A 25,198-nucleotide genomic window follows, 5' to 3' on the forward strand; every position below is an offset into this window, starting at 1 on the left:
GCGGGTACTCATCGTTACAGAATATCAAGAACGCTTTCTGGCGGACGGCCCATTGCCGCTTTGCCATTCGCAACCACGATTGGGCGTTCAATGAGTTTTGGGTTGTCAGCCATGGCTTGAATCAACTGAGCGTCGGTGACTGACGCATCACCCAGATTAAGTGCTTTGTAGGTATCTTCTTTTACGCGCATCATTTGACGCGGTGAGTCATAGCCCAGCATGTCGAGTAAAGCGGTGAGTGTTTCAACTGATGGAGGCGTGTCGAGGTAAGCGACGATTTCAGGCTCAATGCCGCGCTCAGTCAACAGTCCAAGTGTTTGGCGGCTCTTTGAACAACGTGAATTGTGGTAAATAGTGACTGACATGAAAGCTCCTTTGAATAAGTACTGACAACGGTTGCTTGAAGGCAACGCTGTTATTTTTCGGCCATGCACTTAGGCATGGCCGTTTGTTAGGAATGCGTTGAGAATCTACGGCGACCGCGTGTTACCAAACCGTGTTTCGAAACAACATGCTACCGCTGCAACGCATTAAAGCGTGACTCTTCAACGCGTAGCTGATCTATACGTGCATCGTAGCGGGCTTGATCAAGGCTGCCAAGATCAACCAGTTGGCTCGCTTGTGTGTAATTGTTAATGGCCTTATGCCAACGGCCTTGTAACGCATAGAGTTCACCTTGTGCAGCCAAGGCACCAGCACGATCGCCTTGGCTATCAGAGGCTTCTTGTAACAGTGACCAACCATTGGTGTCCGCCGGGTAACGGTGCGTGTATTTCAACAACCCAGAAATGGCTTCTTTGAAGCGTCCAGCGTTGACCAAGGCATAATCTCGGTTTAGCAGCAGTACAGCATTGTTTGGTTGTGTTTCCAGCGCATTGTTCAAGCGGCTGATCGCGCTATCATATTTTTTCTGATTGATGTCGAGATCGGTAGCAGCGTCCAAGAAGAATGGATTGTTAGGCTGTTGTTTTAGCAGTGGTGTCAATAAGGCGGTCGCTTTATCAAATTGGCGGCTGTCGATATACACCAAGGCTTTGCCGTAATTCATGGATTGTTTCAGTGCTGGCGATGCGCGTTTGCTTTGGCGCTCAAACCAATCAAGTGCTGCGGCGCTATCTATCCCAGCAAAACGCGCAATCACCCGGGCGCGTGCTAGCTGGTAATTGGGTGACAAAGGAACGCTTTGCTGCGGATACTGCTGGGCACGAGAACGAGAATCCGTGATACGAGAATCAGGCAATGGGTGCGTTAACAAAAACTGAGGTGGCGTTGACGCAAAGCGGTACTGATCGGCCATTCGTGTAAAGAAGGTCGGCATAGCATTCGCGTCAAAACCAGAACGCGACAGGGTTTCAATGCCAATACGGTCTGCTTCTTTCTCATTGCTACGCGTGTAGTTAATGCGGCTTTGAATTGATGCTGCCGTTGTTGCTTGCGCAGCAGCGATACCTGCCTGCGGCGCTGCGATTGCGAGTAACAGCGAGCCGACCAATGCCGCCATGGTAAGTGGAGATTGACGTGCTTGTTGCTCCATGGCACGAGCAAGGTGGCGTTGGGTTAAGTGCGCAATTTCGTGCGCGACAACAGAGGCTAATTCGCTTTCTGTTTTTGCATGCAGAAACAGCCCTGTATGAAGCGCGACGTGACCACCAAAGAAAGCAAAGGCGTTAATATCACGGTTACGGATCAGAAAAAACTCAAAAGGTGTTTTAACATCATTAGCATTGGCCAACAAAGATGCACCCAATGAAGACACATACTCTGATAACAGTGGATCGCTCACAATCGGCTGACTACCGCGCAAAATGCGCATGTATGCGTCACCGTATTCGATCTCTTTCTCGACAGTGAGTGTGCCTGCAGCGGCAGTACCAATATCAGGTAGGTCGCTGTATGTGGTCGCTATAGCAGGTGAAGGCAAAGCGAGTGATGCAACGAGAATGCTGATTTTTGCTTTTTTAAACAGTTGCATAACGTCCGTTGGTTCCTCCAGCGTTCGAAAACGGATTGTTAGGGTCTGTTGGCCTTTGGTGGTTAAATTTTGTTCTAGATAAAAGCGTTTTAGGCGCGGCGAAGTGTATGACGCATAGCACTCTAAGCAAATAGACCTCAACAAAGCATAAAACGCTTTTAGCAGAACCCTTTGGGCAGCGCTTGTGGCGACTTTATCCTGCGTTATCCGCTTCTCATGTAGACAAGCTACACATCGAAGCCTCTGCCTTGCACAAAGTCGCCACAAACTGCTGCAAGAATCATCACCAAAGGACAACAGACCCTAGGATATAGACAGCAAAGAGGACGACAGGTTTCCATTGAGTTTGCCGTATTGTGTGAAAGACCCAAACTACTTCTTCGTTCTGTTTAGGTATACAATGCCGACGATAATACCGAGCAGCGAGAAAGAATGGAAATTCAATCCCTTGATTTGCGTACAGAGCGCTGCCCAATGGCCTTATTATTAGCCAAAAGAACCTGTGCTACCTTGGCGAAAGACGAACAAATCGATATCGTTGTTACAGACAGTGGGGCGTTGCGCGATATTCCCCGTTATCTCGTCAGTAAAGGTTTTCGCGTTACTCAACGGACTGTCCAAGACGCGACGGTGCTCACTATCACCAAACTTTAAAACAGGACAAACCATGCTAGAGATGCTTAACCGTTGGTATCAGAGACGATTTTCTGACCCTCATGCCGTCAGTCTCGTCGCGATACTTGTTGCAGGTTTCATCGTCATCTACTTCTTCGGCAATCTCTTAGCGCCCCTGCTTGTGGCCATTGTTCTTGCTTATCTGTTGGAATGGCCAGTTTCTAAATTAGTGAAATTTGGATTGCCCCGATTTGCCTCGGTGCTGGTGGTGTTGATGCTCTTTGCGGGCTTTATGTTGATGGCCTGCTTCGGCTTAGTACCAACCATATGGACACAGATCGTCAATTTGATTGCCGATATCCCAACCATGTTTAACGATTTCCAGAATTTCGTTTCTCACCTCCCCGAACAGTACCCAGAGATTGTTCAGCCATACATGGTGAACACCTTCATTGATACGCTCCAGAGCCGCGTATTGGGGTTAGGTGAAACGGTCGTGAAAAGTTCGCTGTCTTCACTGGTGAGCTTAGCGACGCTTGCGGTGTACCTGATTTTGGTGCCGCTATTGGTGTTTTTCTTGCTGAAAGACAAAAAAGAAATGCTGCGCTCATTCAGCGTGGTGTTGCCGCGTAATCGCCGCCTGACAAACAGAGTCGCGAGCGAAATGAACCAACAAATCTCCAATTACATTCGCGGTAAAGTGACTGAAATCGTTATTGTTGGTATCACTAGTTACATCACGTTTGCGCTGCTAGACCTTCGCTACGCCGCGTTGCTCAGTGTTGCTACGGGTCTGTCCGTGCTTATTCCATACATCGGTGCGGCGGCTGTGACCTTGCCTATTTTTATGGTAGCGCTGTTCCAGTGGGGAATCAGTCCCGAGTTGGGTTATTTGATGTTGGCGTACGGCATTATCCAAGCGCTTGATGGTAACGTTCTTGTGCCAGTTTTGTTCTCAGAAGCGGTGAACTTACACCCTGTCGCTATCATTGTGGCTGTATTGGTGTTTGGTGGACTGTGGGGTTTCTGGGGTGTTTTCTTTGCCATTCCACTTGCGACCTTGGTGAAGGCCGTTTGGAATGCATTGCCAGCCAATGATGCTGATGATGATGAGGAAGACGAAGACATTGCGACGCAATCGTGAAAAAACGCCGTAAAGCGGTGATCCTAAACCCGAAAGTTTGGGTAAAAAGAGGAGACCCTAGAGGGTCTCTTCTTGTTTTAAATGATGAAGAATCACTACAATGATGAAAGACGGTTCATATAGAATCCAAGACTACATACTGAGAGACACGATCGTGAGTGCTATTGAGGGCGCAAAAGTGGCAGAAACGGGTTTACCGTTCAAAGTAGGCATTGTGGGCGGTGGTGTTGCTGGCGCAACAGCGGCATTGAAACTGGCTGGTTTAGGGGTCGACACCCTTGTGTTTGAATCGAGCGAGAGCCTTGTGAGTGGCCCTCCGATTTGTCACTTACACGCAGGTGGCAACCTATACCGAGAGATTTCGGAAGCGCAATGTATCGCGTTACTGGAACAATCCATTGCAACTGTGCGTGCTTATCCGCATTCCGTGAATCGTCGTCCAACTGTTATTGCGATACCGACTTCGGACCTTGGCGAGCCTGATGCCATCTTACATCGTCTCAATGTGCTAACCGCACACTACCGAGAGATGATCGAAAGTGATGCAGACAACGCTGTGTTGGGGTCACCAGACGAGTACTTCACGCTTTACAGCAAAGAAGACATGTTGCGTCTTGCGTGTGCAGACTTGCCTGACGATCCCACCACGCCAGACGAATGGATGGTGCCGGTCGCCAAGTATATGTCACTTGAACAATTCAAATACCCGCTGGTGGTCGTACAAGAATACGGTTTGAGTGTATTCAGGTTAGCGGCGACCGCTGCTTTGGGGCTGGAAGGTGTACCGAATTGCACGTTGAATTTGAAACATCGCGTCACGCATGTTGAAGAAGCGGCGCAAGGTTGGTCTATCACCACGCACAATCCTGCGGGAGACACTCACACACATCATGTCGATTTCCTCATCAATGCGTGTGGGTTTCGCACGGGCGCGCTCGATGATTTAGCGCAGCGTCCGCGTGAGCGATGGGTGGAATACAAAGCCGCCTATCTTGCGCACTGGCCGTCACAGCCGGGCATCTGGCCAGAGGTCATTGTTCATGGCGCGCGAGGCACCCCGCAAGGTATGGCGCAATTGACGCCTTATCCTCAAGGATTTATTCAACTTCATGGCATGACGAAAGACATTACGCTGTTTGATGGCGGTCTGGTAAATGCCGGACAACGCAGTGCGCAGCCTATGTTGCCACAATGTATGATCGACAAAGTCGATACTGGGTGGGAATGGGAACATGTGAGAGTGCGCACCGAGCGTGCCATTGGTCATTTCTCTCAATGGCTTCCGGCGTTCGAAAACGCAGAAGTCGGTGGTATTCCTTTGTGTGGCGCGCAGCAGATACCGGGTGATGACCCAAGCCTTCGTGCGGCAGATGCGTCTTTTGACGGAGAGCGTTACGCACGAATTGAATTGGTGAAAGCGTCATCTGCATTGCAAGCGACAGATCGAATTCTGGCGCATTGTGAAAGCAAAGGTTGGATAACGTTGCCTGAGGCGTGGCAAAAGCCTTCTCTTGCGTTAACGGCTTCTTTACATCGTGACGCGATTGTTGAGAAAGCGAAGGAGATTGCTGCGCTGAGGAACTACCCCGAGGCATTGGCTATTCCGTTGCCTGATCGCGACTGATGTCGTTTGCAATGAATATGAAAAAGCCGGCATTCGCCGGCTTTTTCGATCTTATCGTCAGAATGACGGCCTTAGTGGGCTTATTCGCCTTTCAGATAATTGATAACCACATCATGATGATCTTTGGTTTTGAACTTGTTGAACACGTGCTCAACGTTGCCGTCTTCACCGATGAGGAAGCTGATACGGTGAATACCATCGTATTCTTTACCCATGAATTTTTTCGGGCCCCACACGCCAAAGGCATCAGCGACGGCGTGGTCTTCATCACTTAGCAGGGTGAAATTTAACTCTTTCTTTTCTTCGAACCCTTTAAGCTTTTTCACTGGATCCGGGCTTAAGCCAAGTACCACAGTGTTCAGTGCTTCGAGTTCACTTTTGCTGTCGCGTAATGAACAGGCTTGTGTTGTACAACCCGGCGTCATCGCTTTTGGGTAAAAATACACCAGAACTTTGTTTTTCCCTTTGAACTGACTCAGCGACACCATTTCGCCGTTTTGATCTTGAAGCGTAAATTCTGGTGCAGCAGCACCGGCGGTCAGCATTTGCATATGTCTTCCTTATTGAAAATAGTCGCGTGTTGAGCGCGAACATTCTTGCATGAAAAATTGCATTTTGATGTAAGCGTACACCTTTCTTGTTTGTGTCTGAATGAAAGGCCGTCCGTTCTGTCTCACTGATGATATCAAAGCGAAAATAACGCTTTTTGATGCGTTCAGACAAATTTGGCAATCAACATTACGGTAGTCAGGACAATATCGTTCATTTTCGTGGTGATCAACCGCGCAAAGCCAGCGTTTAGACGCGGTCTCGGCGCTTGTTTTTGCAGGTCGCCAAACGTACCATGGGACAAAACGCATTTTTGGAGAAGGAAATGTTTTCAGGAAGTATCGTGGCATTGGTCACGCCGATGGATAGCTCTGGTGAAGTTGACTATACCAGTTTGAAAAATCTCGTAGATTTTCATGTTGATGCTGGCACAGATGCAATCGTTTCTGTGGGTACAACAGGTGAATCTGCAACCGTCACCGTGGAAGAGCACATCAAGATTGTTCTGAAGACGCTAGAATTCGCAGACGGACGCATTCCTGTGATTGCAGGAACAGGTGCAAATGCGACACACGAAGCCATTACCTTCAGCAAAATGTTTGCGGGTTCTGGTATCGCGGGCTGTTTGAGCGTAGTGCCTTACTACAACAAACCGTCTCAAGAAGGGTTGTTCCAACACTTCAAAGCGATTTCTGAATCCACTGAGCTCCCTCAAATTTTGTATAACGTGCCGGGACGTACTGTCGCTGACATGTTGCCAGAAACCGTTGCGCGTTTATCTGAATTCGAAAACATCGTCGGCATTAAAGATGCAACCGGCGATTTAGACCGCGTGCGTGCTCACCGTGAACTTTGTGGCGAAGATTTTGTCCTTTTAAGTGGTGATGATTTAACGGGACTGGATTTCGTTGCTGCGGGTGGACATGGTGTTATTTCTGTATCGAATAACATTGCCGCTGCGCAAATGGCAAAAATGATCAAATTGGCATTGGCGGGTGAGCTTGATGAAGCACGCTCAATCAATGACAAGATCATGCCGCTTCATACTGATCTGTTTGTAGAAGCGAATCCAATTCCGGTTAAATGGGCACTGCATGAAATGGGCCTTATTGCGGATGGAACACTGCGTCTGCCTTTGACCCCGCTCAACACCGCGTTGCAGCCTAAGGTTAAACAGGCATTGATTGACGCTGGTGTGCTGTAACGCTTCTCTGGAGATCCAATGAAACCTGTTTTTAAACTCGGCCTGTGTGCAGTTGTGGTCGCCTCGTTGGCGGCCTGTTCAAGCAGCGAGTCTCGTCGTCAAGCCTCTGATGACTTCGAGTATTTAGAATCTGCACCCTTGTCAGAATGGCAAAATTTGCCAGATCAACAGCCTGAGTTTTCAGGTGCGTATACCATTCCTAATCGTGACTTCGCAGGTCCTACTGGGCGTAACATTGATATTCGTCCACCTCAGCAAATCTTGGAGCTGATCCCTGGTGCGCGTTATGAGCGTGATGCGAAAGGTGTCACCGTGTGGATGCCGCGTAAAGAGCAATCTGAACGTGTTTGGCAAACCATCAATACCTTGATTGAAGAAAACCAAATCCCGGTGCGTACTTCGTCTATCGACGGTGTTGAAACTGATTGGTTGGTGTGGACGCTGGAAGATGACGACGAAGTTATCGAAAGTCGCTACACGGTTGTGCCTGTGTCTGATCGAAGCCGCTCTGGTTTCCGCATTGATATGATTGAGTGGAAGCGCAATGGCCAAGCCGAAGAGGTGTCTGTGGACATGCGTGATCGCTACAGCGCGCAGATGACCAATATGATCACGTCCCGTTATGACGGTGATTTGCGTGAAGAAGCGCGTATTCGCGCGGCGCAGCTGGTGAAGAACATTCCAATCAGCTTGGGTAAAGACCGCAGTGGTTTGCCTGTGATCATCGCTCGCGCACCTTATGATGTATTCTGGGAGCGTTTGCCTGCTATCTTGGGGCAGCTTGGTATGACGGTTGAAGATCGTAACCGTTCACAAGGTACGTTGACGGTGAAATATAAAGCCCCTGATGATGAGTTCTGGGAAGAGATTGGTACAAAACCTCTTCAGCTCGATCGTGACAACTACAACATTCAGTTAGGTGACTTAGGTAACCGCACCTCTATCAACGTGACTGACAGTGCTGGTAAGCCGATTGCAGAAGAGCAATTAGCCAGCTTAAGCCCTGTGTTGGTTGCAGCTGTTGAGCGTTTGAACCTCAATTAATTTGAGGTCGTGAATCGTTTCAAATGAAAAGAGGACGCTAAGGCGTCCTCTTTTTTTGTTTGGAGTCTGGTTTGAATGACGATGAATCAGTCAATCAGTCCATATTCTTCGCGCAAGATATCGATGATTTCTTGTTTTGGGTTTTCGCTCAAATGGATTGGCTTACCAATGATTTTTTCCGCGATACCGATGTAAGTGCGTGAAATATCCATCAAGGCTTCAACGGGCAGTGCGTTGTCTCGTGCCAAGGCCTCTCGTTCGGGCATGCGTTCTTTGTTCAGCAAGATATCCGGATCAGGAAAATGGCCAAGTAAGAACTGACGGAACCCTTCTTTCGAATTTTCGACAATGTTGCCAGCGTCGTATTCTGCCGAATCCCAAATGCGTGATGAATCAGGTGTGCCTACTTCATCCATGTAAATGAGCTTTTCTTGTCCTGAGGCATCGGAGACATAGCCAAATTCAAACTTGGTATCCACGAAGGTTTGCCCAACGGCGTCGAGCGCGTTGCTGATAACACCAAAACCTTCTTTGAGGTACGTTTCATAAAGGGCAATGTCATCTGCAGATGAGAAATTGAACGCCGCAAAGTTATCTTCGATGTTCTGACGCGTGATGTTCACATCATCGGCTTCAGGTACACCTGGAATGCCTTTCAGAATACCTTTGGTTGACGGTGTGATCAGCAATTCCGGTAAGGCTTTGTCTTTCTCTAAGCCTTCAGGCATCGCGATACCGCAGAATTCACGTTCGCCTTTGGCGTATGAGCGCCACATTGAACCTGTGATGTATTTACGGCAAATGGCCTCAATTTTAACAGGCTTGGCTTTTTGAACGATCCAAACGAACGGGTGGGGAATGTCGAGAATGTGGCTGTCTGCTAGGCCGTTTTCTCTAAACAACTTGAACCAGTGATTTGAAATGGCGTTGAGTGCAGCACCTTTGCCTGGAACACCTTTTAAACCGCCTTCCGCATGCCAGATACAATCAAACGCTGAAATACGATCACTGATCACCATGATGGCAAGTGGCGCATCGGGCGCAACATCGTAGCCTTTTTCTTGAATGAGGCGTTGGCTATCGGCTTCTGTTAGCCAATAAACAGAGCGGACTTTTCCACTGTGAACTGGCTGATGGGTACGAATGGGAAGATCGTCGTTAACGGCGAGAACTTGATCCGCGAGGCTCATTGAGACATTCCTATCTGTTGTTGAACGGCACACAGAAGATGGCAGGGAATGGAGAATCCTTGTGCCTACCATCCATTTGAAACGCATCATACCAAGAAGTCTTTGCTCGCTGTTAGAGAAAAAGCAAACGTTTGCCTAAAAAAATACAATGCACAGATTTACGAGGAAGCAGGCAGTAAAAAAGCGACGTCAGGCGTCGCTTTTTTCAATTTGGCATGGAGAGTCAATTGACGAATCTAGGCTTACCAAAAAGATGACTTGTCATCTTCGTCATCCTCTTTGTTGGTTTGAGCGGTCTTTTTCTGCTCTTCACCTTGTTTATTGGTGTCATCAGTTTTGGGCTTTTGTTTCATCCCAAACTTCGCATTTGCGGTGTACTTGAGCGCCATGATGTTACTGACCACAACCGCGACCACGATGAAAATAATCACATAAGGGTTGGTTAGAAAATCCATGATCAGGCCTCACACACATTAGAAATGTACTGTGAATATATCCAATTCAGCATGGGAAGGATAGTTTCTCGCCCTTGTATGTCGGATGACGCAATCACAGCACTGAGCGTTTCTGGCGAGAGCTGCTCAAGCAAACCCTGTGTGGTGGCCTTGTGGCTAATATGCCAAGGTTCGAATGCTACGCCGCCTGTGTCTTCACGATAAGGAAGATAAAAGCCATATTGTTCGAGGTTATCCTCAAGCCAAGCAAACAACGGTGCTTGATGACCTGAAAGGTACTCCCAAGGCTCCAATTGCAAAGAGACACCTTGTGGCAAAAGGTTCGTCGCATATACGTCGATATCCGTGCCCCAATGGTGTCGACTTGCGCCAGGAAGTGCTGACCATCGAAGTATCGCACGCACTTTCTCGTCATCGCTTAGACGTGAAGGGTCGAGTGAGGTACCTGTATCATCGAGGATGGGCCTAAGACCCATGAACTTGTTGTTCCAAATCATCTGCTGACGGGCGAAGTCTCGAAAGCTGCTAGCAATCGCAAGTTCGAACCCGGCGGCCTGCGCTGCGGTTTGAAGGCGGATGAAATCCGCCTTCACGTCAGCGTGCAGCAAGAAGTCACCATGAGAAACAAGGTGTTCTTGTGTTTGACCAGTCAGCGACGCAACACTCCAAGGCATTAGGCGAGCGCTTTCTCTAGGACTTTTTGGTACATGTCAGTGAGCTTTTCTAAATCGGCAATTTTCACGCACTCGTTCACTTTGTGGATAGTGGCGTTAACAGGGCCGAGTTCGATCACTTGTGTGCCCATTTGTGCAATAAAGCGACCGTCAGACGTGCCGCCAGTAGTCAGCAATTCAGGTTTTTGATGGTTTACTTCGTCAACGGCTTTGACGACCGCGTCCAACAAGGTGCCTGTGTCCGTAAGGAATGGGTGGCCGCTAAACGTCCATGCCAAGTCGTATTCTAGGCCGTGTGCATCAAGCACCGAGTGAATGCGTGATTTGATGTCATCAACTGTCGATTCAGTGCTAAAACGCAGGTTGAATTGCACATGAAAGTCGCCCGGAATAACGTTGCTCGCGCCTGTCCCTGACGCCACATTCGGGATCTGGAAACTGGTTGGAGGGAAGTAGGCATTGCCTTGGTCCCATTGTGTTGCCGCTAATTCAGCAAGCGCAGGTAACGCTTGGTGAATAGGGTTACGTGCCAGTTGCGGATAAGCAACGTGTCCTTGGATCCCTTTGATGATGACGTCGCCAGTGATTGAGCCTCGACGGCCATTTTTCACGACATCACCCACAGCGTGTGTGCTTGATGGCTCGCCGACAATGCACATATCAATGATTTCGTTACGCTCGACCAAGGTGTCCACCACGCGGGTCGTACCATTGATAAACGGCCCTTCTTCATCTGACGTAATCAAGAAAGCGATAGAACCTTTGTGGTCAGGGTTTTCAGCCACAAAACGTTCTGCAGCGACGACCATTGCCGCCAATGAGCCTTTCATGTCAGCCGCGCCGCGCCCGTGAAGGTAGCCATCAATGACAGTCGGCTCAAAAGGCGGTGTATGCCATTGTTCTACAGGGCCTGATGGCACAACGTCGGTATGACCTGCAAAGGCAAACAATGGCGCTTCTGTACCACGACGAGCCCAAAGGTTCGTTGTGTCTTCGAACACTAAACGCTCGATAGAGAAACCAATCGCTTCTAGGCGAGAGATCATCAATTCTTGGCACCCTTCATCGATAGGGGTGACGGATGGGCGGCCGATTAAATCCTTGGCCAAAGACAATACAGCACTGTCTGTCATGGGGGAGTGTGTCCTTTCTGCTTATCGAATTCTATAAAGTGTTCTACGCGTCGGTTATTCTGCGAAAATGTCCGCGTACTCGGCTGGTTTAAAGCCGAGGTGGTATTTGCCAGCGTGCGCAAGCAATGGGCGCTTTATCATTGCAGGTTGAACCAACAGTAGCGCGATAGCGTTAGATTCATCTAAGTTGTTCTTTTGCTCTTCTGTCAATGCGCGAAATGTGGTGCCGCGTTTATTGACCAGTGCCTCCCAGCCCAATTCATTGACAAATTTCTTTAGCATTTCCTGATCAATGCCATCTTTACGGTAATCGTGAAACGTAAAAGGTTTGCCTTCGGCTTCCAGCCATTTCAGGGCTTTTTTTATCGTGTCACAATTCTTGATACCGTAAACCATCGTGCTCATTGATTGCTTCCTTTTTGCGTTAGGTTTTAGGGTGCTAGATTGACATTCCACCGTGTCGAAAGCAAGGCAGAGTGGGTAATCCTCGTGCGATTCATCGTTTTCTCACACCTTGATAATTGTGCCAATACCTCATCGTTATATCACTTGTGGCTAAATTAGATTTGATTCATCTACGGGTAATTAGCTATATCTATAAAGAGTCATATTTTTAGGGGGTTAGTGTGGATAGCGATCTGATTGATGACGCCAAAGAGGCCGCAGACGTGTTGCGTATTCTTTCGCATCCTGAGCGATTGATCGTGCTATGTCAGTTGCGAGAAGGGGAAAGGAATGTCTCTCAGCTTTTAGAAAATAGTACGTTGAGCCAATCTGCGTTCTCTCAGCACCTCACGGTACTGCGTCAAGCTAACCTTGTTGCGACCCGTAAATCTTCTCAATCGGTGTATTACAGCCTTGCCGCGCCAAAGGTTAAGCACTTGATTGATGCTATTCAGTGCGCATGGTGTGAGCGACAGAACAAACGTACTCTAAAGAAATAAAAGGGTTTTTCTGCGCTACCGTTATATACCCAAACAACCTCAAGATGCAGGATTCAGAGCCTCTCATCTTGTTCAATTTGAGGAGAAAAGCCGAAGGAAGAGTCATCTCTTTCCAGATTTTTCGACAATGAAGTGGACGAGAGGAGAGACTCCCAAAGGGCGAGTTTTGTTGGCCGCCATGCTTTGTTGCTGATTTTCAACGTAGAGTGACTATGTTTTCAAACCAGCGCCGCGCCTGACTGCCAACAAACTCTCGCTGAACAAGCATCTTGAGGTTGTTTGGGTATAGATGTAGAGATCACAACCTTCAATAACTGAAAGTTTGTATGCCGTTGAATACGTGTTCCTTTTGATCGAGCGCAATACCTTGATTGCATTTCGTTGAATAATGAAGACAGTGCATTTTAGGAGGTCTCAATGGAACTGAATCCGGTTTTTGCAAGAAGACTGTATCTCGCAAGTCTTGTCGAAGAAATGGAACGCCCAAACGTTCCACGCTTAATTGAAGCCACAGGCTGGCCACGTCGTACCATTCAAGACGTGATCAAATCCTTAGCGGGCTTAGGGATTGAGCTGGCATTTATTCAAGACGGCCGACGTCACAATGATGGCTACTATCGCCTCACTGACTGGGGACCGTTCAAACGTGAGTGGGTGGAAGAGCGTAAAGGCGATATCGTCTATACCTTGACCAGCTAAGCGCAAAAGACAATGCCAAGTTAGTTGAAGATGCAGCTCGGCCACAAGAGAATGAACGCCAATCGTGTTTCGGCAGATGCGGAGAACATGGTTGGGTCAAACCCATGTAAAAGACAATCAGTCTGTCAGGCTGCAACTTCTCTTTATTCCGCTTCACTCGCTATAGGGAATGCCTCTTTTTCTCTGGGTGATGGATTCCTCACGCGTTAAATGTCCTCTTTTCTTCCTCATTTTTACGAATACCTCGTGTTGTTCTCCCTGCAAACCCAATGAAAATGGGCGTGTACTGTCGTGCTCAAATTCTGGTCTAGTATGTTAATTGCGTGACGACTCAATAAGTTATTGGGTCGTCATTTAAAGCGGTTAATAGAAAGGGTGGAAGGATGCTTTATCAACTCAATGCTGCGTACATGGAATCGATTAAACCTCTTAACAGCTGGGCCAAGTTTGTTCGAGATGTGAATGCGGCACCGTGGAATGGTTTTCGAATGTTTTCAGCGAACCGGAGTTTTGATGCTTCGATGGAGTTGATTGAGAGACTCACTGACTGCTATGACGAACCCGCGTGGGAACTCGACTTCACAGAAATAGACGGCGACAACATTGCGATTCAATACAATGTCATTGCCAATAAGCCGTTCTGTAACCTGCTGCATTTTCGTCGCAGTAAAGCGCAACCCAATCAACCTCGAATGCTGTTTGTCGCACCGTTATCCGGTCATTTTGCCACCTTGTTGCGTGGCACAATCCGAGAGTTTTTACCCGATCACGATGTTTATGTCACGGACTGGCGCAATGCGCGTGATGTGCCTGTTAGTGAGGGGGAGTTTCATTTCGACGATTATGTTGACTACCTGATCGAATTCCTTGAGATGTTGGGCCCTGATACCCACACCGTGGCCGTATGTCAGCCTTGTATCCCGTTGATGGTTGCTACATCCCTTATGTCAGCCACGAACAACCCTGCAACACCTGCCACCATGACCTTGATGGGTGGACCTATCGATACGCGTATCAATCCTACTGAAGTGAATGACTACGCCAGTGGAAAAGACGCCGACTGGTTTGAATCGAATGTGATTTGTACTGTGCCTGACAACTTTGATGGTGCGGGGCAATTGGTGTATCCGGGCTTTGTGCAATTGTCGGGATTTATGTCGATGAACCTCGATAGCCATGTGCAAAAGCACTTCAAGTTTTTCGATGATTTGATCAAAGGTGATGGGGACAATGCGGAAGCACACCGTAAATTTTACAACGAGTACCTCGCGGTGATGGATCTGCCAGCGCACTACTATTTGGATACGATCAGAAAGGTATTTTTAGAGCAAGATCTGGCCAACAACACCATGACATATCGCGGCAAAGCCGTCGATATGGCAAACATTACACGAACGGCCATTTTCACTGTTGAAGGTGAGGTGGATGACATTACTGGGCGAGGGCAAACGGCCGCCGCGCTCGACTTATGCCACAAGTTGCCAACATCCAAAAAGGCGCACCTTGAACAAGAAGGTGTCGGTCATTACGGGATTTTCAATGGTAGGCGTTATAGAGAGTTCATTGCGCCAGCCATTAAAGCTTTTGTGAAAAAACACAAAGCGGGAAAGTAGAAAACCACCACAGGACATGGAAAGGAAAACGGTCAGTCAGCTAAGCGGGCTGACCGTTTTATTTTGTCTCTGGCGTGTCTTCAGGTCTCAATGATTTTTGGACATACTTGGGAAGTTTATCCACCACCAAATGCCAAGATTGCGAAATGAGGTTTTGAAGCTCAACGCTTGGAAGTGGACAGCTTTCGCCAAACTCAATCCAACCGACACGTGCAAGGTGCGGTGCCGGACGGCAACCTGGAATATCAGCCATCATCAAAAAATGCTCATCAGGCACTTTGCAGGCCATTTTGTTGCCGTCATAGAAAATACACACCATCTTTGTTTTGTGCACGCTATACACCTCTACACCGCCCCACTTTATGTCGAAGCGAGTGCCGATGAGGGCATCACAATGTGCTTTTAATGCTGCGATATCCATGTTTAAGTCGGTTGCCTATTTAAGACTTATAAAATCAAGCCCGCTTCTTTCAAGCTTTGACGTAACGCTTCTGCACGTTTGCGGTTCGCACTGAAATCTGAATAACCCACACGAGACTCTGAACGCACAATCAAATTGTCACCATCGATGCGCAGTTCAAGATCATCCACGAAACGGAAGACACTGCTTACCGATTCAATGCGTGCGTAATCTTTTGCGCGATCACCAGAGCGAGAGCCTGGCAGTGTCAGTGCGACTTCGATAATTTGCGATATCGTGACATCGTCAGACACTAGGGTAAAAGGCGCTAACTGGTAATCTTCTCGTTCATCAAGCGTGGATACACAGTTTGGCTTATCACCACAAGGCGTGAGCGATTTGTCTGTCATGGCGGTATCTCCTTGAGCGCAACCGACGGATAACAAAAGTCCAAGGCTTGTGAGTGAGCCAATTATCGTTTTTTTCATAGGGCCTTCCTTGTAGGGGCTTCTTAGCGAGCGATAAAGTAAAAGGCGGCAAATCCAAGCCAACTCAGTACGAGCAACGCCCAAGGTAGGGAGGATGTGCGTGTTGAGTCGCTGTGCGATACCACTACTTCGCGATCAGCTTGCTGAGATTGTTCGCCTGCGTTTTTAACTTTGATTTGTTTCTTACGTTCTTTGTCACGATCACGCGCTTTGACTTTTTGCTGTTTTTTATAAAGCGCGATGCCTTTTTCAATACCTTGTGCAATGAGCTTAGTTTGCTCTTTTGATTGCCCAGGCTTTTGCGTCGCTTTTGCGATTTTCATCGCTTCATTTTGCGTCTCTGGAGAGGGGGTTGGATTGCTCATCATACTGTTCTTGTTCACTTGTTAGTCTGGATTATACCTTTGATAACAATATGCCACGAAACCAAAATCCACTATTCGTGTCAAAGTTCCAAATATAGGAAAAGAAGACATGGTCATGATCTTAACCAAGACACCTTTGGTGGAAGGGAAAAGTATCACGGAATACCTCGGCGTCGTTGTTGGATACGCGATACTTGGCAAGAACTTGTTTAAAGGTATCTTCGCCAGCGTTCGTGATATTGTCGGCGCGCGCTAAAAGGCTTGCTGAGGGTAAGTGTCAGTGACACTGCAATAAATGTGATGCACATAAAATCCCGCAGTGAAACTGCCTGCGCTGACCCGCAATTTTTTGCGTCAACACTATGCCGTCCGTGTAAATATTGAGACAGTGAATACGTGGTTGATGAACATTGTTTTATTAGCCGTACCGTAATAAAGAGGGGCTGCAGGCCCTAAAACATGAATGAATACACTTTTGTACCAATCACCTGATTATTTCGACAAACATGGCAACGCGAAGCCCGCACTTTTTTTCTGGCTCGCGTGTATTTTTCTCGCGAGAGCGTGGATTGTGTTTGTCATTGCTGGCGTAAGCCGCGAACAAGGCGCTGATATGCTTGCCTTGATTTACCCAAACCACGATGCGCTCTATATGGGGTTAGCGGTCGGTTTTCCTTCCGTCGCATTAATGCTAATGGCAGGTAACCTGCACCGATATCCGAGGGTGATAGAAAATGTCTGGCATTGGGGAAGAGCCATTTTATTAGCAGCGTTTAGCTGCGACTTAGTACTACAAATTAAGCATTTAACTGTTGGGCACTGGCGTTTTCATTGGAGCAGTGCGGTGACATTACTGATTGCGCTTTGGCTAGTGATCTACTTATTAAGAAGCCGCCGCATTCAGTTTCTATTTGCTTCTCCGATTTACCGAGAAACAGAAAGAGAAAAAAAATGAACGAGTGGAAGAAAGGACTTGTCCTGTTTAGTGCAATGCTGAGCCCCTTAGCCATGGCTGACTGGCAAGTCGACGTGAACTTTGAAATTGATCGCGCAGGTAAACATCAACGTGCGCAAAGCTCGGTATCGCTGATCCCGGGTGAAGAAACCATTCTATTTGAAAACAGCCAACAGCACGGTGTATTGATTGGTAAAGCCGAGTTGCTTGAAGTAACGGCTGATGAAGTCAAAATTTCTCTGCTTATCCAAGAGCAATGCAGTGACGGAAAATGGCGCACAATCATGTCTCCTGTTGTTCAGGCTGGATTGAACACACCAACCTCTATCGAATGTGCTAACACACAGCGTGATGAGTTGGCGTCTTTGAAAGTCGAAATAACGTCCGTTTAATCATCATCTCGTCACGTTTCCAGATCTAGGACAAAGTCTGAGCATTTCCCTGCTACTATGCTTGGACTTTTCGCACTATCAGACTTAAGAAGCTGAAAGAGCTGTATTTATCTGGAGGTAACAATGGCGGTATCCCAGCCAGCAATCGTGGCCGACGCAGGGCCATTTGCACTGTACGTATTGTTCAAAGTCACCGGTTCAGCATCTGCTGTTCTTGGGCGCTCTCGTGACGTGCATGCGCTTGTTGATGACATCAACACTCATCAGCCTGGCAGTAACATGAAAGCAGCCGTGTCGTTCACGCCTGCGTTTTGCCAAGCCCACAACATCGCGACCCCTGACGATTTAGCGCCTTTCCAAGCACTTGGCGAAGGCGATACGCAAGCCCCAGCGACGGACTGTGATGTGTTGCTGCATGTGCATTCAACGCGTCATGACCTGAACTTCTATCTACTGAGAAAGTTCCTCGAAAACATCGGTTCAGACGTTACTGTTGTCGATGAAACCTATGGTTACCGCTACTTGGATTCTCGTGATATGACGGGCTTCATTGATGGTACGGAAAACCCGGAAGGGGAAGAAGACCGTCGTGCTGTAGCGATCATTGCTGATGGTGAATGTGCGGGTGGCAGCGTCGTCATGATGCAGCGTTATGTGCACCGTCTTAACGCATGGGAACCCTTGTCAGTTAAACAGCAAGAGAAAATCATTGGTCGCACCAAGTCTGACTCTATTGAATTGGATGACGTGCCTGCGACATCGCACGTAGGACGTGTTGATATCAAAGAAGATGGCAAAGGCCTAAAAATGGTCAGACATAGCCTGCCTTATGGCTCAGTGTCGGGTGATCATGGTTTGCTGTTTATTGCCTACTGCCACACTCAACATGTTCACAAAACGATGCTAGAAAGCATGTTCGGCGAGCGTGATGGCAAAACGGACATGATGCTGCGTTTCACAACGCCAGTGACAGGCGCGTATTTCTTCGCACCGTCTATGGATGCATTAAGCAAGATCGCTTAATTTATCGATGCATCTTAGAGAACAGAAAGCACTGCCAATGGGCGGTGCTTTTTTGTTTTTATAGGGAGGGAAGGAGGGTAAGCCATTGGCATTGTTGTCGATGGTGCTGGTGTTTTTCATCGATTTGTGACTGATGCAAAACAATCATTTTCACTAAGTTTGACCGCGCTTTGCTTTTGCGACACACCATAAAAATGTCCAGTGAATCTCCCTCGACGCACCCTCGCTCAGTGTGGTGATCTTCAGGGTAATAACGTTATAAAAACAGACGTGCTGGAGAAGATCATGAACATTGTTGCCATTACTGCCTGCCCTTCAGGTGTTGCCCATACTTACATGGCCGCTGAATCATTAGAACAAGCTGCGATTGCTCGTGGATTGACCATTAAAGTTGAAACCCAAGGTGCGCTTGGGGCGGAAAACGAAATTACATTAGACGATGTGAAAAACGCCAATGTGGTCATCGTGACGACTGACATTGAACTGGCGGGCATGTCTCGCTTTGATGGCAAAATTATCGTCGAAACAACGGTGAAAAAGCTGGTGGTGAGTGCCGCTGAAATACTGGATGCAGCTTGTGACGTAGCGGTGGCCTAACCATGACAATGTTGAAACTAGACGGCCAATGGCAACTCACTTCTTTGATGGATGCGTCCATCGTTGCCCCTATCACCTTGCCGGGCGATGTGCACAGTGCGTTGCTTGCTGCAGATATTATTCCTGACCCTTACCTTGGCTGTAATGAAATCAAGGTGCAGTGGGTGGGTGAACACGATTGGGTGCTTGAGAAAACCTTCACCGCCGATGCCGATCTCCTGAGTGCGAAGGCTGTGGACCTGATCTTGAGCATGGTCGATACCATGGCTGAGATTGTGTTGAACGGCGAAACCATATTGCTGTGCAGCAACATGTTCCGCCATTACCGCCGCGATGTTCGCCCGTATTTGTGCGACGGTGAAAACACGCTGAAAATTACGCTTAAACGCGCAGACATTGAAGCCAAAGCACGTGCTGAGCGCTTGCCTTTCCCTGTGCCTTGGGCGGTGGGTAACAACCAGATTCCACACATGAATACCTTACGTAAAACCCAGTGTCATTCAGGATGGGATTGGGGGATTTGTCTATTGGTGAGCGGTATTTACGACAGCATTCGCTTGCAACCTATGTCTGAAGTGCGTCTTCAACAGGTCCGTTCAGCGCAGCAATGGCACAGTGATGGCAGTTGTGATGTCACGGTTATCACTTACGCAGAGCTGATTTCCCAAGATACTGACGCTCAGGTTGAATGTTGTTTGGTGAGCCCTGATGGCGAGCGCATGTCGCAATCTGTTGCGTTAACGGGCACAGAGGTGGAATGTTGTTTTCGCGTGGCGCAACCTAAACGCTGGTGGCCTGCGGGTTACGGCGAACAGCCGCTCTATACACTGACAGTGACAACAGATGCTCAAACCATTGAGAAACGCTTGGGGCTTCGCGAGCTGTATTTAGACACGGGCGAAGACGACGTCGGTGCGGCGATGACGTTTGTCGTCAACGACAAAGCCATCATGGCGAAAGGCGCGAACTGGATCCCACTGGATGCGATGCCTGGCAAGCAAACGCCTGATCATTACCGCCGCTTACTGGAAGATGCGAAAGCCGCGAACATGAACATGATCCGTGTTTGGGGTGGCGGCATGTATGAGCGCGACACCTTCTATGAGCTGTGTGACGAGCTAGGCCTGCTGGTGTGGCAAGATTTGATGTTCTCATGCGCCTTGTACCCGTCGACACCGGATTTCCTTCGCGACGTAGAACAAGAGATCACGGAACAAGTTCGCCGCCTAAGCGATCACCCGTCATTGGCGTTATGGTGTGGCGATAATGAAGTGATCGGCGCGATCAATTGGTACCCAGAATCCCGTGCGAATCGCGAAAAATACGTGGTGAATTACGATCGTTTAAGCCGTGTTCTGCAAGGCGTGGTTGAACGTGAAGACACCAGCCGTCGTTTCTGGGCAAGCTCGCCATGTAACGGTGAGTTGGACTTTGGGGATGCGTGGCATGACGACAACAAAGGTGACATGCATTTTTGGGATGTGTGGCATTCCGGCAAATCCTTCGATGCCTACAGCAGCATTAAGCCACGTTTTTGTAGCGAGTTTGGCTACCAATCTTGGCCGTCATTGCCGACCGTGAAAACCTTTGCATCAGAAGAAGAATGGAACGTTACTTCTCCTACTTTTGAGCAACACCAGAAAAATGGCCGTGGGAATAGCATCATCACTGAAATGTTTACGCGCTATTTCCGATTCCCATCAGATTTTTCTCAGATGCTCTATTTGAGTCAGGTTCAGCAAGCATTAGCGATCAAAACGGCGAGCGAATACTGGCGTGCGAACAAACCTGTTTGTCGCGGTATCTTGTACTGGCAATTGAATGATTGCTGGCCTGTCAGCTCTTGGTCGAGTATTGAATATACAGGGCGTTGGAAGCAGTTGCATTACCATGCCAAACGCTTCTTCGCGCAGCAATTGGCGGTGTTTGTGGATGAAGAAAACACGCTGCGATTGAATGTGATTAATGATGAACACCGTTGCTTGGCAGCAAAAGGCCAAGTGACTTGGTATGACTGGCACGGCGAAGTGATCGACACATGGCCGATTGAGAGCATGTTGGGTGAAGACGATAACCAAGTGGTATGGCAGTGTGACCGCAACGTGATTAACGAGCGCAAGCACGAAGGCTTCTTCCATGCGGTTGTTGAGTGTGACGGTCAAACCTTTACTAATACTTGGTTTGACGATGCCTACAAGCGCCTGCCATTGCCTAAAGCGAACATCGAGACCAAGGTGGAAGAGGTGGATGGTCGTGTGATGGTGACCTTGAGTGCCGACAAACCAGCCTTCTTTGTTCATCCTGAGTTTGATGGCGAAGGCGGTGATACCGGACGTTTTGATGACTCAAGCGTTACTTTGTTGCCTTCTCAGCCTATTACCTTGGAATACACGGGGAATACATCGGCTGAACAGTTGAAAGCAGGATTAACGGTGTACCACTTAGCGGCGAGCTACTGAGTTAAATTGATAGCAAAAAGCCCTCTTCGGAGGGCTTTTTTGTTGCTGGTCAAACAGAGACTGGGCCAAATAGAGGCAGGGGAATACAGAGGTTGGGGCAAGTAGATGCTGAAGGAAAAGGAATTCGAGATGAATTATTTTCCAAATGGTGCTTCGGTCGACACCCAGTTTTTAATCGTCTCCCGGTCAAGTGATACGTAGTGATAGTAAAGGTGGTCTATGGCCATCAGCATGGGAAGTTGGGCTGAAATCATGCCGGTACGTTCTTCACCATTGAGTGAGGCAGTGAGCAAGGTTGCCGTTGCTGATTGTGACATCTTTGATTTCGGGTTCGCCGAGATCAGATAGGTTTCGATACCGCGGCGTGTCAGGTTTTTCACCACCTTCGCCATGTCATCATTTTGCGCATTTAAACTCAGCACGATCACCAGGTTGTCGGTCGTCAAAATGTCTTGGTACATTTGCATGGAGTTCGTGTCTTGCACCACTTCGACAAACTTGCCGAGTCGCCCAAAACGGAATTTGAAATCAGCCCCTGCAAGAGCACTGAACCCAGTGCCATACACATGGATGATTTGATGCCTCGCGATGGCGTGGGTGATCTGGTCGATAACGTCTGTATTAAGGCAGTGTTTTAGTTGCTGTAACACATCGAAGTAATCTTGCTGCAGCCCATCATTCTCCGGTTTGGCGAGGGGGTTCGCGCTGTCCAATTGCTCTTGATAAAGAAACAGGAATTCTTTGAGGTTATTCAGGCCAATCTTTTGGCAAAAGCGCGTGATAGAGGCCGTGGAGACACCAATGTCCGTGGCCAGTTCTTCAATGGTTTTGACAGGACGACGTGCGAGAAAATAATCCGCAATCTTGTTGTCGGTAGTGGTGAATTTGCTCCGTGCATATTCAAACAGCAATCCAATATCTTTGTTCATCAGTACCATAGGCCATCAATCATTCGCCCCACTACCGTAGGGCGAACGCTCCTCTTAATCAAGCGTGATCTTAATGGTGCGGATTTGCTTCGCACGGAAGTCGCCAAGTTGAATCACATTGCCATCAACCACCAAGGTATTCAGAGTCTTGAGCATCAGGTTGGTATCCGCTACGTTTTTGATTGTTGCATTCCTGACAGTGAGGGTGCCTGTGTTCTCAATGCTGTATTCCGATGGATTGAAAAGACGTACATACAGCGCGTTGTTGTCGAACTGGACACTGCTACAAACAAGATGCGGCGCATCAAGGGCAAACAGGCTGTCATCATCCTTCACCATATTGTCGAGTGGATGCATGACGAAATACTTCAAGGTATTGGTGAATTGATTGAGCGTTTGCGCTTGATAGTAAGGCGTTTTCACACTCCACGCTTGCCATTGCTGCACAGCAGTCGCCGGCGAGAAGCTTGGATCGATGTGCAGCCCTAATGTGATGTGCTGGTGGCCTTTCATTTGGCTATCAGGGGTGGGGATGTATTTAAACTGCTGACCCGATGCAATCCCGGGGCGACGTAGAAGATCAGGTTTGCCTAACCAGCCAACGCCACGGAAAAGCGTGAGGGCGAGGGTGCCGCTTGGCTGTTCAGGGCTCTCAATAAGCACTTCATACTCTTTTATGCCTTGGGCGAACACCGTCAAACTGGTTTGCTCATCCTGAAGGTTGGCATAGTTGATCATCGGGTAAATCCCGCAAGGCTCTTCTTTCCAGCCGCGCTCGCGCCAATCTGCCAACTGAGCTTGGAACAGGGGGCGACGCGCAAAGCCAAAGGGTGTATCTGCAATGCTTTCTTTTGCTTTGATTGGGCTGTTAATGACGAGCTGGAGGCGGTGATCGTCGGCTTGATTGTCGATGGTGACATCGATCTGCAAAGGCTGTTCATCGTTGGTGAGCGTCACGTTCACGGTGTACTCGCAAACAGTGTCGCGGAAGCCCTGCGCACGAGCCTCTAAGTTTTCTGGCAGCAACCACGTGCCTTTCAAGGTCATCTGTTGTTTAAGCAGACCTGATTGTGTTGTGCATTCTGCGTGACTGAAAGACAGCGCAATTACCCAATCATTTTCGGGTGGCGAGTAGTCATAAGTATCGCCATCGTCACCGCCATCTCGCAAGGTAAAAGCTTGCGGCCAATGCTGGCCTGTTTGCTTGTCTGTAAGGTTCACGTCACCGTTTTGATAGTCGATACGGTATCGATCATTTTCGATGTGTTTCCCAATAACCGTGGGTAGTACTAACGCATCTTTTTCTGCCACTTCTTGAATGACGAGAGACGTGAAACCTAATGCGGGAAGCGCATGTTGAACGGCGATGTCGGTTTGGTAGTAGTAGCCATTCGGGTCATTGTCTTCGGGATTGCGTTGAATGCTGCCATTGTAGTGTTGGGTTTGTGCAATCACATCAAATGCTACGTTCTCACCCGCTAAAGTGCTTAGCGAGAAATGCGGTGATTTGGTTGAAAGCGTGATGTCTTGAACCTGCTCTCGTGAGGCGGGCAGGGTATTGAACAAGGTCAGGCGCGTGCCGTTATCGAGTTCAGGTTGAGAGTCCGCCAGTTTGCGTACCAAGTAGTCTCGCGCTGCACTTGATGTTTGATCAACCTGTTCAAAGCGTTCAACGATGATCTTGTTGGTTTTGTCCGTGTTGCAACCCCCGGCACTGTCGTGGGCATGATTGCGGGTCATGGTGCGCCAAAGGTTATTAATGAGTTCAGGCTGATAGCCGATGCCATAACGGGTGGCCAGCGCCATAAGGGGCTCAAGCTCAAGGGTGATGCGTCGTTCTAACATATCGTTCAGGCGCTTATGATCAGCGCGTGAAGAGTAAATGGAACGGTGGATTTTTGATACTTGCCCATCGATCATTTCGCCGCTCAATGTGTCCATTGGCAGATCTTGCGCGGCAAGCGAGGCAAACAGTGCGTCGTAGCTGCTTTCAATCAATTGGCTATCGATGTTGGCGTCTGCCAGCTTTTGATTAAACAGCGCAATGCGTTCTTTGACATTGCGATCAACGAAGCGCTGGTCGCCACCCAATGGCAGGGCGACATGATGACTCAGGCAGTCTTTTTCAACTTGATGGGCCAGTGAAATGGCATCATCAGAGTAGATCAGTTGCCCACCCACGTAGTAGCCATCTTTGATGTTGTAGAAAAGCACATGACTGCCGTCTTCACTTTGCCATTGGCCTTCTCTATGCGGGTAAACATCCGTCGACAGTCCGCGCCAAAAAACCGTTTTATCAATGCCCACGCCGTTATAAATCTTTGGCATATCCATGCTTTGACCAAAAGAGTCTGGCACGTAGCCCAGCATTTCACAGCCGCCGAGTGATTCACCAAGACGAATACCCAACTGCAGGTTTCGGATGATGGATTCACCGGAAATGATCAGTTGATCGGTTTGGCTATACCAAGGGCCAATCTTCAGTTTTCCGCTTTCGACCAGATGACAAAAGCGTTCTTTGTGCTGCGGGCAGGCAGATAAATAATCTTCTACGATGCTCAGTTGTCCATCCAAGTAGTAGTTATCTACTTCGCCCTTTTCGAGCGCGTCCATCACTTCTTCGAGGTGATAGATCAATTGAATGAGCGATTCATGAGCGGAGAAATACCACTCAAAATCCCAATGAGTATGGGAGATAACATGCAGTTGTTTTTTCATAAACCTGTCCGC

Annotated in this window: 27 protein-coding genes; 14 read left to right on the top strand and 13 right to left on the bottom strand. The window is 48.4% G+C overall.

Features of this window, described 5'->3' with window-relative positions; all coding sequences use genetic code 11:
• Positions 1 to 14: 14 nt before the first annotated feature.
• Together arsC and bepA are read right to left on the bottom strand one after the other, a co-directional pair.
• Complete coding sequence (gene arsC, locus BCT27_RS16780; protein ID WP_102396308.1) at positions 15 to 365, bottom strand: arsenate reductase (glutaredoxin); 351 nt, start codon at positions 363 to 365, stop codon at positions 15 to 17.
• A gap of 149 nt (positions 366 to 514) precedes the next feature.
• Complete coding sequence (bepA, locus tag BCT27_RS16785; protein WP_102396309.1) at positions 515 to 1,972, bottom strand: beta-barrel assembly-enhancing protease; 1,458 nt, start codon at positions 1,970 to 1,972, stop codon at positions 515 to 517.
• Between the two features lie 432 nt (positions 1,973 to 2,404).
• Between bepA and BCT27_RS16795 the strand changes: the two genes are divergently transcribed.
• From BCT27_RS16795 to BCT27_RS16805, 3 genes are all read left to right on the top strand, one after another.
• Entirely contained in the window at positions 2,405 to 2,626 is a 222-nt protein-coding gene (locus BCT27_RS16795; protein ID WP_102318234.1) for a sulfurtransferase TusA family protein, read from the top strand.
• A 13-nt stretch (positions 2,627 to 2,639) separates the two neighbouring features.
• A complete protein-coding gene (locus BCT27_RS16800; protein ID WP_102396310.1) occupies positions 2,640 to 3,731 on the top strand; it encodes an AI-2E family transporter in 1,092 nt (363 codons plus the stop codon).
• Positions 3,732 to 3,831: 100 nt separating this feature from the next.
• Positions 3,832 to 5,355, top strand: a complete 1,524-nt coding sequence (locus tag BCT27_RS16805) for an FAD-dependent oxidoreductase (RefSeq protein WP_102396311.1) — start codon at positions 3,832 to 3,834, stop codon at positions 5,353 to 5,355.
• A gap of 80 nt (positions 5,356 to 5,435) precedes the next feature.
• On the opposite strand, the gene bcp is transcribed toward BCT27_RS16805, so the two are convergent.
• Positions 5,436 to 5,906, bottom strand: a complete 471-nt coding sequence (gene bcp, locus BCT27_RS16810) for a thioredoxin-dependent thiol peroxidase (RefSeq protein ID WP_102318237.1) — start codon at positions 5,904 to 5,906, stop codon at positions 5,436 to 5,438.
• Positions 5,907 to 6,229: 323 nt separating this feature from the next.
• Between bcp and dapA the strand changes: the two genes are divergently transcribed.
• Entirely contained in the window at positions 6,230 to 7,108 is an 879-nt protein-coding gene (gene dapA / locus BCT27_RS16815; protein ID WP_102396312.1) for a 4-hydroxy-tetrahydrodipicolinate synthase, read from the top strand.
• A gap of 18 nt (positions 7,109 to 7,126) precedes the next feature.
• Positions 7,127 to 8,152, top strand: coding sequence for an outer membrane protein assembly factor BamC (bamC, locus tag BCT27_RS16820; protein ID WP_102396313.1), 1,026 nt, complete (start codon positions 7,127 to 7,129; stop codon positions 8,150 to 8,152).
• A gap of 86 nt (positions 8,153 to 8,238) precedes the next feature.
• Here bamC and BCT27_RS16825 read toward each other — a convergent pair whose 3' ends face one another.
• The 5 genes from BCT27_RS16825 to BCT27_RS16850 all read right to left on the bottom strand — a co-directional run bounded on the left by BCT27_RS16825 (position 8,239) and on the right by BCT27_RS16850 (position 12,009).
• A complete protein-coding gene (locus BCT27_RS16825) occupies positions 8,239 to 9,342 on the bottom strand; it encodes a phosphoribosylaminoimidazolesuccinocarboxamide synthase (protein ID WP_017014249.1) in 1,104 nt (367 codons plus the stop codon).
• Positions 9,343 to 9,584: 242 nt separating this feature from the next.
• Positions 9,585 to 9,797, bottom strand: coding sequence for a DUF2897 family protein (locus BCT27_RS16835; protein WP_017014247.1), 213 nt, complete (start codon positions 9,795 to 9,797; stop codon positions 9,585 to 9,587).
• A gap of 2 nt (positions 9,798 to 9,799) precedes the next feature.
• Complete coding sequence (locus BCT27_RS16840) at positions 9,800 to 10,471, bottom strand: M15 family metallopeptidase (protein WP_102396314.1); 672 nt, start codon at positions 10,469 to 10,471, stop codon at positions 9,800 to 9,802.
• A complete protein-coding gene (gene dapE, locus BCT27_RS16845; protein WP_017009005.1) occupies positions 10,471 to 11,604 on the bottom strand; it encodes a succinyl-diaminopimelate desuccinylase in 1,134 nt (377 codons plus the stop codon). The genes BCT27_RS16840 and dapE overlap by 1 nt, the downstream gene beginning before the upstream one ends.
• Positions 11,605 to 11,658: 54 nt before the next feature.
• Positions 11,659 to 12,009: an ArsC family reductase gene (locus BCT27_RS16850; RefSeq protein WP_102396315.1), complete on the bottom strand. Its 351-nt coding sequence runs from the start codon at positions 12,007 to 12,009 to the stop codon at positions 11,659 to 11,661.
• A 221-nt stretch (positions 12,010 to 12,230) separates the two neighbouring features.
• Here BCT27_RS16850 and BCT27_RS16855 point away from each other — a divergent pair, with 221 nt between their 5' ends.
• From BCT27_RS16855 to BCT27_RS16865, 3 genes are all read left to right on the top strand, one after another.
• Complete coding sequence (locus BCT27_RS16855; RefSeq protein ID WP_102318242.1) at positions 12,231 to 12,548, top strand: ArsR/SmtB family transcription factor; 318 nt, start codon at positions 12,231 to 12,233, stop codon at positions 12,546 to 12,548.
• Between the two features lie 417 nt (positions 12,549 to 12,965).
• Complete coding sequence (locus tag BCT27_RS16860; RefSeq protein ID WP_017009008.1) at positions 12,966 to 13,247, top strand: winged helix-turn-helix domain-containing protein; 282 nt, start codon at positions 12,966 to 12,968, stop codon at positions 13,245 to 13,247.
• Between the two features lie 383 nt (positions 13,248 to 13,630).
• On the top strand, positions 13,631 to 14,860 hold the full coding sequence (locus BCT27_RS16865) for a polyhydroxyalkanoate depolymerase (RefSeq protein WP_102396316.1): 1,230 nt from the start codon (positions 13,631 to 13,633) through the stop codon (positions 14,858 to 14,860).
• 58 nt (positions 14,861 to 14,918) lie between these two features.
• Here BCT27_RS16865 and BCT27_RS16870 read toward each other — a convergent pair whose 3' ends face one another.
• Genes BCT27_RS16870 through BCT27_RS16880 form a run of 3 tightly spaced genes read right to left on the bottom strand, consistent with a single transcriptional unit; the run spans position 14,919 to position 16,113 of the window.
• Entirely contained in the window at positions 14,919 to 15,281 is a 363-nt protein-coding gene (locus BCT27_RS16870) for an MmcQ/YjbR family DNA-binding protein (RefSeq protein WP_102396317.1), read from the bottom strand.
• 26 nt (positions 15,282 to 15,307) lie between these two features.
• Positions 15,308 to 15,748, bottom strand: coding sequence for a DUF1499 domain-containing protein (locus BCT27_RS16875; protein ID WP_017009011.1), 441 nt, complete (start codon positions 15,746 to 15,748; stop codon positions 15,308 to 15,310).
• 23 nt (positions 15,749 to 15,771) lie between these two features.
• Positions 15,772 to 16,113, bottom strand: a complete 342-nt coding sequence (locus tag BCT27_RS16880; protein ID WP_102396318.1) for a DUF2956 domain-containing protein — start codon at positions 16,111 to 16,113, stop codon at positions 15,772 to 15,774.
• 109 nt (positions 16,114 to 16,222) lie between these two features.
• Here BCT27_RS16880 and BCT27_RS16885 point away from each other — a divergent pair, with 109 nt between their 5' ends.
• From BCT27_RS16885 to BCT27_RS16910, 6 genes are all read left to right on the top strand, one after another.
• A complete protein-coding gene (locus BCT27_RS16885; RefSeq protein WP_371977792.1) occupies positions 16,223 to 16,369 on the top strand; it encodes a heavy metal-binding domain-containing protein in 147 nt (48 codons plus the stop codon).
• 207 nt (positions 16,370 to 16,576) lie between these two features.
• Positions 16,577 to 17,068 carry a DUF2919 domain-containing protein gene (locus tag BCT27_RS16890; RefSeq protein WP_102391997.1) on the top strand — a complete coding sequence of 164 codons (492 nt, stop codon included), beginning with the start codon at positions 16,577 to 16,579 and terminating at the stop codon, positions 17,066 to 17,068.
• The gene (locus BCT27_RS16895; RefSeq protein ID WP_102318249.1) at positions 17,065 to 17,460 is read left to right on the top strand and encodes a hypothetical protein; all 396 of its coding nucleotides are present in this window, start codon (positions 17,065 to 17,067) and stop codon (positions 17,458 to 17,460) included. Before BCT27_RS16890 ends, BCT27_RS16895 begins: the two co-directional genes overlap by 4 nt.
• A gap of 123 nt (positions 17,461 to 17,583) precedes the next feature.
• Positions 17,584 to 18,483 carry a Dyp-type peroxidase gene (locus BCT27_RS16900; RefSeq protein WP_102318250.1) on the top strand — a complete coding sequence of 300 codons (900 nt, stop codon included), beginning with the start codon at positions 17,584 to 17,586 and terminating at the stop codon, positions 18,481 to 18,483.
• 285 nt (positions 18,484 to 18,768) lie between these two features.
• Positions 18,769 to 19,080 (top strand): PTS fructose transporter subunit IIB, encoded by a 312-nt coding sequence (locus tag BCT27_RS16905; protein WP_102396319.1) that lies wholly within the window; start codon positions 18,769 to 18,771, stop codon positions 19,078 to 19,080.
• 2 nt (positions 19,081 to 19,082) lie between these two features.
• The gene (locus BCT27_RS16910) at positions 19,083 to 21,539 is read left to right on the top strand and encodes a beta-mannosidase (RefSeq protein WP_102396320.1); all 2,457 of its coding nucleotides are present in this window, start codon (positions 19,083 to 19,085) and stop codon (positions 21,537 to 21,539) included.
• Positions 21,540 to 21,673: 134 nt separating this feature from the next.
• On the opposite strand, the gene BCT27_RS16915 is transcribed toward BCT27_RS16910, so the two are convergent.
• Together BCT27_RS16915 and BCT27_RS16920 are read right to left on the bottom strand one after the other, a co-directional pair.
• Positions 21,674 to 22,468 (bottom strand): MurR/RpiR family transcriptional regulator, encoded by a 795-nt coding sequence (locus tag BCT27_RS16915; protein ID WP_241905227.1) that lies wholly within the window; start codon positions 22,466 to 22,468, stop codon positions 21,674 to 21,676.
• 54 nt (positions 22,469 to 22,522) lie between these two features.
• On the bottom strand, positions 22,523 to 25,186 hold the full coding sequence (locus tag BCT27_RS16920; protein ID WP_102396321.1) for a glycoside hydrolase family 38 N-terminal domain-containing protein: 2,664 nt from the start codon (positions 25,184 to 25,186) through the stop codon (positions 22,523 to 22,525).
• Between the last annotated feature and the right edge of the window lie 12 nt (positions 25,187 to 25,198).

It is taken from the genome of Enterovibrio norvegicus (assembly GCF_002876705.1).
In the GTDB taxonomy this organism is placed as follows: Bacteria; Pseudomonadota; Gammaproteobacteria; order Enterobacterales; family Vibrionaceae; genus Enterovibrio; species Enterovibrio norvegicus_B.

Excerpts from the sequence above, each read along its gene's own strand:
- BCT27_RS16910 (WP_102396320.1), top strand. The coding sequence starts at position 19,083 with ATGACAATGTTGAAACTAGACGGCCAATGGCAACTCACTTCTTTGATG.
- BCT27_RS16895 (WP_102318249.1), top strand. The coding sequence starts at position 17,065 with ATGAACGAGTGGAAGAAAGGACTTGTCCTGTTTAGTGCAATGCTGAGC.
- bepA (WP_102396309.1), bottom strand. The coding sequence starts at position 1,972 with ATGCAACTGTTTAAAAAAGCAAAAATCAGCATTCTCGTTGCATCACTC.
- BCT27_RS16900 (WP_102318250.1), top strand. The coding sequence starts at position 17,584 with ATGGCGGTATCCCAGCCAGCAATCGTGGCCGACGCAGGGCCATTTGCA.
- BCT27_RS16835 (WP_017014247.1), bottom strand. The coding sequence starts at position 9,797 with ATGGATTTTCTAACCAACCCTTATGTGATTATTTTCATCGTGGTCGCG.
- BCT27_RS16880 (WP_102396318.1), bottom strand. The coding sequence starts at position 16,113 with ATGAGCAATCCAACCCCCTCTCCAGAGACGCAAAATGAAGCGATGAAA.
- dapA (WP_102396312.1), top strand. The coding sequence starts at position 6,230 with ATGTTTTCAGGAAGTATCGTGGCATTGGTCACGCCGATGGATAGCTCT.
- BCT27_RS16890 (WP_102391997.1), top strand. The coding sequence starts at position 16,577 with ATGAATACACTTTTGTACCAATCACCTGATTATTTCGACAAACATGGC.
- BCT27_RS16865 (WP_102396316.1), top strand. The coding sequence starts at position 13,631 with ATGCTTTATCAACTCAATGCTGCGTACATGGAATCGATTAAACCTCTT.
- BCT27_RS16825 (WP_017014249.1), bottom strand. The coding sequence starts at position 9,342 with ATGAGCCTCGCGGATCAAGTTCTCGCCGTTAACGACGATCTTCCCATT.
- BCT27_RS16850 (WP_102396315.1), bottom strand. The coding sequence starts at position 12,009 with ATGAGCACGATGGTTTACGGTATCAAGAATTGTGACACGATAAAAAAA.
- BCT27_RS16920 (WP_102396321.1), bottom strand. The coding sequence starts at position 25,186 with ATGAAAAAACAACTGCATGTTATCTCCCATACTCATTGGGATTTTGAG.
- BCT27_RS16915 (WP_241905227.1), bottom strand. The coding sequence starts at position 22,468 with ATGAACAAAGATATTGGATTGCTGTTTGAATATGCACGGAGCAAATTC.
- BCT27_RS16885 (WP_371977792.1), top strand. The coding sequence starts at position 16,223 with ATGGTCATGATCTTAACCAAGACACCTTTGGTGGAAGGGAAAAGTATC.
- bamC (WP_102396313.1), top strand. The coding sequence starts at position 7,127 with ATGAAACCTGTTTTTAAACTCGGCCTGTGTGCAGTTGTGGTCGCCTCG.
- BCT27_RS16870 (WP_102396317.1), bottom strand. The coding sequence starts at position 15,281 with ATGGATATCGCAGCATTAAAAGCACATTGTGATGCCCTCATCGGCACT.
- BCT27_RS16805 (WP_102396311.1), top strand. The coding sequence starts at position 3,832 with ATGATGAAAGACGGTTCATATAGAATCCAAGACTACATACTGAGAGAC.
- BCT27_RS16905 (WP_102396319.1), top strand. The coding sequence starts at position 18,769 with ATGAACATTGTTGCCATTACTGCCTGCCCTTCAGGTGTTGCCCATACT.
- BCT27_RS16875 (WP_017009011.1), bottom strand. The coding sequence starts at position 15,748 with ATGAAAAAAACGATAATTGGCTCACTCACAAGCCTTGGACTTTTGTTA.
- BCT27_RS16860 (WP_017009008.1), top strand. The coding sequence starts at position 12,966 with ATGGAACTGAATCCGGTTTTTGCAAGAAGACTGTATCTCGCAAGTCTT.
- dapE (WP_017009005.1), bottom strand. The coding sequence starts at position 11,604 with ATGACAGACAGTGCTGTATTGTCTTTGGCCAAGGATTTAATCGGCCGC.
- bcp (WP_102318237.1), bottom strand. The coding sequence starts at position 5,906 with ATGCAAATGCTGACCGCCGGTGCTGCTGCACCAGAATTTACGCTTCAA.
- BCT27_RS16800 (WP_102396310.1), top strand. The coding sequence starts at position 2,640 with ATGCTAGAGATGCTTAACCGTTGGTATCAGAGACGATTTTCTGACCCT.
- arsC (WP_102396308.1), bottom strand. The coding sequence starts at position 365 with ATGTCAGTCACTATTTACCACAATTCACGTTGTTCAAAGAGCCGCCAA.
- BCT27_RS16795 (WP_102318234.1), top strand. The coding sequence starts at position 2,405 with ATGGAAATTCAATCCCTTGATTTGCGTACAGAGCGCTGCCCAATGGCC.
- BCT27_RS16840 (WP_102396314.1), bottom strand. The coding sequence starts at position 10,471 with ATGCCTTGGAGTGTTGCGTCGCTGACTGGTCAAACACAAGAACACCTT.